The sequence below is a fragment of the Dendronalium sp. ChiSLP03b genome (assembly GCF_034531165.2).
Taxonomy (GTDB): domain Bacteria; phylum Cyanobacteriota; class Cyanobacteriia; order Cyanobacteriales; family Nostocaceae; genus Dendronalium; species Dendronalium minutum.
This window is the reverse complement of sequence record NZ_JAVRBR020000063.1, coordinates 35,039-42,120: the sequence shown is the minus strand read 5'-3', so window position 1 is coordinate 42,120 and position 7,082 is coordinate 35,039. Positions and strand designations below refer to the sequence as shown.

General features: G+C 42.4%; 8 protein-coding genes and 1 pseudogene. 4 read left to right on the top strand and 5 right to left on the bottom strand.

Going from position 1 to position 7,082, the window contains the following annotated elements:
* A pseudogene (locus tag RMY31_RS16305) lies at positions 1 to 133 on the bottom strand (photosystem II q(b) protein); the annotation flags it as partial.
* A 169-nt stretch (positions 134 to 302) separates the two neighbouring features.
* A complete protein-coding gene (locus RMY31_RS16300; protein WP_322664260.1) occupies positions 303 to 653 on the bottom strand; it encodes a histidine triad nucleotide-binding protein in 351 nt (116 codons plus the stop codon).
* Between the two features lie 66 nt (positions 654 to 719).
* Between RMY31_RS16300 and RMY31_RS16295 the strand changes: the two genes are divergently transcribed.
* Entirely contained in the window at positions 720 to 2,252 is a 1,533-nt protein-coding gene (locus RMY31_RS16295) for a YifB family Mg chelatase-like AAA ATPase (RefSeq protein ID WP_322664259.1), read from the top strand.
* Between the two features lie 25 nt (positions 2,253 to 2,277).
* On the opposite strand, the gene RMY31_RS16290 is transcribed toward RMY31_RS16295, so the two are convergent.
* Positions 2,278 to 2,496, bottom strand: a complete 219-nt coding sequence (locus RMY31_RS16290) for a helix-turn-helix transcriptional regulator (protein WP_322664257.1) — start codon at positions 2,494 to 2,496, stop codon at positions 2,278 to 2,280.
* A gap of 167 nt (positions 2,497 to 2,663) precedes the next feature.
* On the opposite strand from RMY31_RS16290, the gene RMY31_RS16285 reads away from it, so the two are divergent.
* Together RMY31_RS16285 and RMY31_RS16280 are read left to right on the top strand one after the other, a co-directional pair.
* Positions 2,664 to 2,900, top strand: coding sequence for a hypothetical protein (locus RMY31_RS16285; protein ID WP_322664272.1), 237 nt, complete (start codon positions 2,664 to 2,666; stop codon positions 2,898 to 2,900).
* Between the two features lie 262 nt (positions 2,901 to 3,162).
* Positions 3,163 to 4,152 carry a glycosyltransferase family 2 protein gene (locus tag RMY31_RS16280; RefSeq protein ID WP_322664255.1) on the top strand — a complete coding sequence of 330 codons (990 nt, stop codon included), beginning with the start codon at positions 3,163 to 3,165 and terminating at the stop codon, positions 4,150 to 4,152.
* Between the two features lie 104 nt (positions 4,153 to 4,256).
* Here the strand turns inward: RMY31_RS16280 and RMY31_RS16275 are convergent, their stop codons facing one another.
* Both RMY31_RS16275 and sufR read right to left on the bottom strand, forming a co-directional pair.
* Positions 4,257 to 4,517, bottom strand: coding sequence for a hypothetical protein (locus RMY31_RS16275; protein ID WP_322664253.1), 261 nt, complete (start codon positions 4,515 to 4,517; stop codon positions 4,257 to 4,259).
* Positions 4,518 to 4,634: 117 nt separating this feature from the next.
* Positions 4,635 to 5,342, bottom strand: a complete 708-nt coding sequence (gene sufR / locus RMY31_RS16270; RefSeq protein ID WP_322664251.1) for an iron-sulfur cluster biosynthesis transcriptional regulator SufR — start codon at positions 5,340 to 5,342, stop codon at positions 4,635 to 4,637.
* Positions 5,343 to 5,584: 242 nt separating this feature from the next.
* On the opposite strand from sufR, the gene sufB reads away from it, so the two are divergent.
* The gene (gene sufB, locus RMY31_RS16265; protein WP_322664249.1) at positions 5,585 to 7,024 is read left to right on the top strand and encodes a Fe-S cluster assembly protein SufB; all 1,440 of its coding nucleotides are present in this window, start codon (positions 5,585 to 5,587) and stop codon (positions 7,022 to 7,024) included.
* The last annotated feature ends 58 nt before the right edge of the window (positions 7,025 to 7,082 follow it).

Here is a 7,082-nt window from a genome sequence, read left to right as displayed (position 1 = left end):
TTGCGGCTAGCAACGTTGGAATCATCAATACGCCGAACCAACCGACATAAATCCGGTTTTCGGTGCTGGTGATCCAGTTGCAGAACCGTTCCCATACGTTGGCGCTTTCGCGTCTTTGTAAGGTTGTGGTCATTGTTTTATAAATGCTTTGGTTTTATGAATTGGTAGGTAAACTTGCTTACCTCTCCTCTACCTTAAAAGCAAAATTGAGATTTGTAAAGCAATTTTAATTAAGTATTTATTATGACAACTATTTATTTTTGTGATGAATCACGTCACCAGACGCGATTCACAAAGTTTTATCAACCAGGTGGCCAGTCCATCTGCCGTCCTCCCAGAATATGTAGATGTAAGTGATAGACAGTTTGACCACCGTCAGCATCTGTGTTTATGACAACCCGATAACCGTTGCTTAGTCCAGCTTCTTCGGCAACGCGCTTGGCAGTTAACAAAAGATGCCCCAAAAGAGCTCGATCTTCAGATTCGGCATCATCTAGTTTGGCAATGGGTTTTTTCGGAATGACGAGGATGTGAACTGGTGCTTGGGGGTGGATATCTTTGAATGCTAAAGCTAAATCATCTTCATAGACTATGTTAGCTGGAATTTCTCGACGAATGATTTTGCTGAAAATCGTCTCTGTGGTTTCACTCATGCCGATTTACCTACTCATCTGCTAGAGATTCTAAAGGTTTACTGCTATAGAAGAAATATTTAACCAATGCTTGCTAGAGTCTGGAGTGCATCAATTGTGGGCATCGATGCCGTCAAAGTAGGCGTGGAAGTCGATGTGTCAGGGGGATTACCGGGAATTGTGATCTTGGGATTACCAGATGCAGCAATTCAGGAATCAAAAGAAAGGGTGAAAGCTACATTGAAGAATGCTGATTTTGCCTTTCCTATGCGAAAAATTGTGATTAACTTAACTCCGGCAGATTTACGCAAGGAAGGGCCATGTTTCGATTTGCCTATTAGTGTGGGAATTTTGGCAGCTTCGGAACAAGTGAGTGCTGACTTACTAGGAGATTATCTTTTTTTAGGCGAAGTCTCTCTGGATGGCAGTTTGCGCCCTGTAGCTGGTGTTCTACCCATTGCTGCTACTGCTCAAAAGATGGGAATCGCTGGTTTAGTTCTGCCTGTTGATAATGCCCAAGAAGCAGCAGTGGTAGAAGGATTGGCTGTTTATGGCTGTAAAAATCTTTCTGAAGTGGTTGATTTTTTAAACCATCCAGAGCTTTACAAACCTATGAGGCTAGATGACAAAGTAGAGACGTTAAATACAATGTCTCTACATTTTGCAGATTTGAATGACGTAAAAGGACAGGCTCATGCTCGCCGTGCTTTAGAAATTGCTGCTGCTGGGGGACACAATTTAATCTTTGTTGGGCCGCCTGGTAGTGGCAAAACGATGCTAGCCCGGCGTTTACCAGGTATTTTGCCACCATTGGAATTTGCTGAGTCTTTGGAAGTGACTCGCATTCACTCAGTGGCTGGTTTATTGAAAAATCGCGGTTCATTGGTGCGCGATCGCCCTTTTCGCAGTCCCCATCACTCAGCATCCGGGCCGTCTCTTGTTGGGGGCGGTAGCTTCCCTCGTCCTGGAGAAATTTCTTTAGCACACCGAGGTGTACTTTTTCTGGATGAGTTAACAGAATTTAAACGTGATGTTTTAGAATTTCTCCGCCAGCCTTTGGAAGATGGCTATGTCACGATTTCCCGTACTAGACAATCAGTCATGTTTCCCGCACAGTTTACTTTGGTAGCGAGTACCAATCCCTGTCCTTGCGGTTACTATGGCGATACCATCCAACAGTGTACTTGTTCGCCAAGGCAACGCGAGCAATATTGGGCTAAACTTTCCGGGCCGTTAATGGATCGGATTGATTTGCAAGTGGCGGTGAATCGTTTGAAACCAGAGGAAATTACTCAACAACCTATGGGGGAAGCATCTCTGAAAGTGAGAGAACGAGTGCAACAAGCACGCGATCGCGCCATCACCCGTTTCCAAGGAGAATCAAATCTGCGTTGCAATGCCCAAATCCAGAGTCGTCATCTCCAAAGATGGTGCAAGTTAGATGATGCTAGTCGTAATTTGTTGGAAGCGGCAATTAGAAAATTAGGTTTATCAGCTAGAGCAAGCGATCGCATTCTGAAAGTAGCGCGCACCATTGCAGATTTAGCGGGTGATGATGAGCTAAAAGCTAATCATGTAGCGGAGGCAATTCAATATCGCACGATAGATAGAATGCAATAATGAAGTCGAACTTTTGACATCAAGGCTATGCCTCTTGAGCTTGCATCGACTCTTTTACCGCTTGCACTAACTCTTCTTCTGTACATTCATACAAATCCCGCAGGCGGAAAACTTGCCATACCTCAAGCTTTGGCGTTGTTCTCCCCTTTTCCCAATTGCGAATTGAAGATTCCGCGCAGTCTAAGTCTTTCGCTACGTCTAAGACTGTAAGCCTTGCACGTTCTCTCAAGGCTCTCAAATTCATAGCTGACTAGACCTACTATCTACTTTTGTTATATTGTTAAAACTTAACGCTAAGTATTGACGAACAGTAATAATTTGCACTTTAATCATGATTGAAGAGGCGTTAGTGCATCCCCGGCAAGAGACTCGCTAACGCCTTTCACTAAATTCCTGATGGACAACATAATGATGCCACAAAATACAAATTACAACGATTCTTTGCTAGAGAGTCAGGCGATCGCTTACAAAGAACGTCTTAATTCTTGGGCTATAGCTCGTTTACTTCCTAATATGCAACGGGTGATTATTGCTCGATTTCGCAGTCGTTCTGATGCAGACGGTCATTTACAACGTTTACGTCAGCTGATACCTGATGCTAGCTTCGTGCTGGTGTTTGATTGTCAACGTGACGAAGCCGTAATTTAAGTTTTGGTAGCGATCGCATTCTGTGAGGTAAGGGTGCGATCGTGCTTGGTGGATGTAACCTTGACTGAACTCAAGGTTTTCAGTTAATTCATAGTATTTATCTTCATAATTTAAGTATTTTTATTAAAGTTTTCTTCTCAGAAAATACACTTCATTTTTAAATAAATCTATAGGAAAATACATAGCAGCTTTACATTTTTATTTTTCTATAAGCATATACTCGTAAAACATAAGAGAATCATGCTAAAAATACTTAAACTCTATGTTAGAACCTCAAGTTACAATTGTTGTGGTTCCACGGGAACGCTTCAGTTATACAAAATTTTCGTTAGAAGGTATTTACGCACATAGTGATATTCCCTTTAAATTAATTTACATAGATGCTAATTCGCCTCAGCCAATTAAGCAGTATCTAGAACAACAATCACACGAAAAAGCGTTTCGCTTGATTCGTACAGAAAATTATTTATGTGCTAATCAAGCACGTAACCTAGCATTGCCTTACGTTGATACTAAATACGTTGTTTTCATTGATAATGATGTTCAGGTTACGCCTTATTGGTTGAAGAAACTCGTGCAGTGTGCTGATGATACAGATGCATGGGTTGTAGGGCCACTTTACTTAGATGGAGTACATGGAATAGAAACCCAAAATATTCATATGGCGGGTGGCTTTTGTGAATTTCAGCAGGAAGATGGGAAACTAGACTTACGCGAACAACGATATTTTGCCAAAAATTTATTACCCGCAGTAAAATCTCAACTGCTACGAGAACAAACGCAATTGATAGAATTCCATTGTTTTTTAGTACGTACTAATGTTTTTAACCAGATAGGTTACTTGGATGAGAAATTAATGAATCTTGGAGAAGAGACTGATTTTTGCTTATCAGTGCGTGCAGTTGGTGGGACTATTTATTTTGAGCCAGCTAGTACTGTTATTTATGTACTTCCAGCACCATTGGCATGGTATGACATACCCTATTTTTGGTTACGGTGGAGTGATGCTTGGAATAAAACCTCGCTGAGCCACTTCCAGCAAAAATGGGGTTTAGCCAAAGATGCTAAATTTATTTCTATTGGCTACAAATGGGCAAACCGCCATCGACTGGTTCCTCTACAACCAGTACAAGATTTGCTGTTAAGTATTTTACCTTGGCAACTTAATTCTAATACTTACCTCAATTTTAGAGGATTTGTAGAGAGTGTACTGACTCAGTTTTTTGTAAAAGATAAGAGTCAAGAAATTTAAAATTAAGTCAACTTAAACAATAATTAATTATGGGTAACTTGTAATTTTTATGAGTTACCCATTATCATTTATCTATTGATTATTTTCTGCGATCGCTCCAAATTTTACCACTTCAAAAATGAAGCTTCAATTCCCTCTTCGCGCCTAATCTTACTATCTTTCTCAAACCAAGCAATCACTTGATGGGTTGTCAAATCTTCTATAGCGACATTGTACTCTTGGGCAATATATTTCAAGAGTTTGAGTGATGAAATAGTCAATCTTGTTAAAAACTTTTCTGGCGAAGACAACAAAGCCGCATCTACTTTTGCTGACTCTTCCAAAGTTAAAAATTGTGTTGATGGTTGCTGTGGTGCTACATCCATAAATTGAATATGAAATTTAGTTAAATAATTACTGATGAACAATTGGGAATAGTTGATTGGTAAAGCCCTTTACTACTCAGCAATGATTCACAATTTAAACTAGATTTGGACAAAAATTTACTCATAAGACTTTTGTTTTCGAGCTTGCACTAAATAGCCGCAACGATGTTCGCCATTGATAATCCAGTGGGTGCGTTCTACTGTACAATCTGGTAGTATTGCGGCAAACATTTCTAATTCATGACCGCAAATAGTAGGAAAAGACTCAGCAACGTTGGAAATCGCACAATTATGCTCCATAAAAATAAAGCGATCGCGTAGTGTGTCCCCAGGACTCTCGCCAACCGAAGAGTCATCCAAGTCTACAGCGTGGTACTCTGCCATGAAACCTTCAGCTTTTCTCAGTTCCACTAAATTTTCCACACGCTCTCGTAGCGAACCTTTACCCATGCGATCGCAGTATTCTTGTGCCTTGCGCTCCCATTGTTTTTGTAAAATCGATTTGAATTGGTCATGCCCTACAGTTTCTGCTAAAGTATCCAGCAAGGAAACGGCGAATTCACCGTAGCGATCGCCACTTGGCGATTGCAGGCGATCGCGTCCTTGACGACTCAGTTGATAAACGTGCTGCGGACGGCCCATACCCCCTTGCACTATTGGCGAGTACAAAACTAGCTCCTCCGCCTCCAAATCCTTGAGATGACGACGAATCGCTTGGGGGCTAACATCTAAAACTTCAGATAGCTCAAAAGCCGTTGCTTGTGAGTGTTTCAGCAGATATTCTAGGATATCTTGCTTGGTTGAGGACTGGTGGGTAGTCGCCATCTTCTCTACGAGACGCTTCGCGAACGTTCCAAAAATTTCTCAGAAAAATTGACTTTGACAACAATGTTGTTGTTAATCTAGCTTAAAATGAAGATACATTAAACAACAAATATGTTGTTTTACTCTCCATCCTTATTTTAACAGCCGTGTAACCTACTCGGTAACGCCAGATGAGAATCGGCTAACCCAAGCCCGTCTCCCATCTTTATAGAGATTGAACTGAACACGAGAGATTATTAACGATGAGTGCCACTGTCAAAACCTTAGTCAACCAACCCTACAAGTACGGCTTTGTCACCGATATTGAAGCCGACACTATTCCGCGTGGACTAGACGAGGACGTTATCCGCTTAATCTCCACCAAGAAGAACGAGCCGGAATTTATGCTGGAGTTTCGCCTCAAAGCGTATCGCCAGTGGCAAAAAATGACAGAGCCAACTTGGCCGAATGTTAAGTACCCGCCAATAAATTATCAAGATATCATTTATTACTCCGCTCCGAAACGCAAGACAGAAAAACTCAACAGTCTGGAGGAAGTCGATCCCACCCTTCTAGAAACTTTCGAGAAGTTGGGCATTCCCCTATCTGAACAGAAGCGACTGGCGAACGTGGCCGTTGATGCGATTTTCGATAGCGTTTCCGTCGCCACTACATTTAAAGAAAAGCTAGCCGAAGATGGCGTTATCTTCTGCTCTATTTCCGAGGCACTACAGGAACACCCAGAACTAGTGCAGAAGTATCTTGGTAGTGTCGTCCCCACAGCAGACAACTACTTTGCCGCGCTGAACTCCGCTGTATTTAGTGATGGTTCTTTCGTCTACATTCCCAAAGGCGTGAAATGCCCGATGGAACTGTCTACCTATTTCCGAATCAACTCCGGCGATACAGGACAATTCGAGCGGACTTTGATTGTTGCTGAAGAAGGTAGCTATGTTTCCTACCTCGAAGGTTGCACCGCGCCGATGTATGACAGCAACCAACTACACGCCGCCGTTGTGGAACTTGTCGCCCTCGACAACGCTGAAATTAAATATTCCACCGTGCAAAACTGGTACGCCGGGGATGCTAAAGGTAAAGGCGGTATTTACAACTTCGTTACCAAGCGCGGTTTGTGTCAGGGTGTCAATTCTAAGATTTCTTGGACTCAAGTGGAAACTGGTTCAGCAATCACTTGGAAGTATCCTAGCTGCGTGTTGGTAGGCGATAACTCTGTGGGTGAATTCTACTCGGTGGCGCTGACAAATAACATGCAGCAAGCCGATACTGGTACCAAAATGATTCACGTCGGTAAGAACACTCGCAGCACAATTATCTCTAAAGGAATCTCTGCTGGTAACTCTAGTAACAGTTACCGGGGTTTGGTGAAAGTCAACCCGAAAGCTCAAGGGGCAAGAAACTATTCCCAATGTGATTCGATGCTGATTGGGGATAATGCCCATGCCAATACTTTCCCTTATATCCAGGTGCAAAATAATACTGCCAAGGTGGAACATGAAGCTTCCACTTCCAAGATTGGGGAAGATCAACTGTTCTATTTCGCTCAACGCGGAATTTCCGCAGAAGATGCAATCTCGATGATGATTAGCGGCTTCTGCAAGGATGTGTTCAACCAGCTGCCCATGGAATTCGCAGTGGAAGCTGATAAGCTGTTGAGTCTGAAGTTGGAAGGTAGTGTTGGGTAAAGCTTGTAGTCAGGGCAAAAGGCGCTTTAGCGCCTACTACGAACTAAGAGAGAAGAGA

Bases quoted from the DNA above. Each gene is read 5' to 3' on its own strand.
- RMY31_RS16300 (WP_322664260.1), bottom strand. From the start codon at position 653: ATGAGTGAAACCACAGAGACGATTTTCAGCAAAATCATTCGTCGAGAA.
- RMY31_RS16295 (WP_322664259.1), top strand. From the start codon at position 720: ATGCTTGCTAGAGTCTGGAGTGCATCAATTGTGGGCATCGATGCCGTC.
- RMY31_RS16290 (WP_322664257.1), bottom strand. From the start codon at position 2,496: ATGAATTTGAGAGCCTTGAGAGAACGTGCAAGGCTTACAGTCTTAGAC.
- RMY31_RS16285 (WP_322664272.1), top strand. From the start codon at position 2,664: ATGCCACAAAATACAAATTACAACGATTCTTTGCTAGAGAGTCAGGCG.
- RMY31_RS16280 (WP_322664255.1), top strand. From the start codon at position 3,163: ATGTTAGAACCTCAAGTTACAATTGTTGTGGTTCCACGGGAACGCTTC.
- RMY31_RS16275 (WP_322664253.1), bottom strand. From the start codon at position 4,517: ATGGATGTAGCACCACAGCAACCATCAACACAATTTTTAACTTTGGAA.
- sufR (WP_322664251.1), bottom strand. From the start codon at position 5,342: ATGGCGACTACCCACCAGTCCTCAACCAAGCAAGATATCCTAGAATAT.
- sufB (WP_322664249.1), top strand. From the start codon at position 5,585: ATGAGTGCCACTGTCAAAACCTTAGTCAACCAACCCTACAAGTACGGC.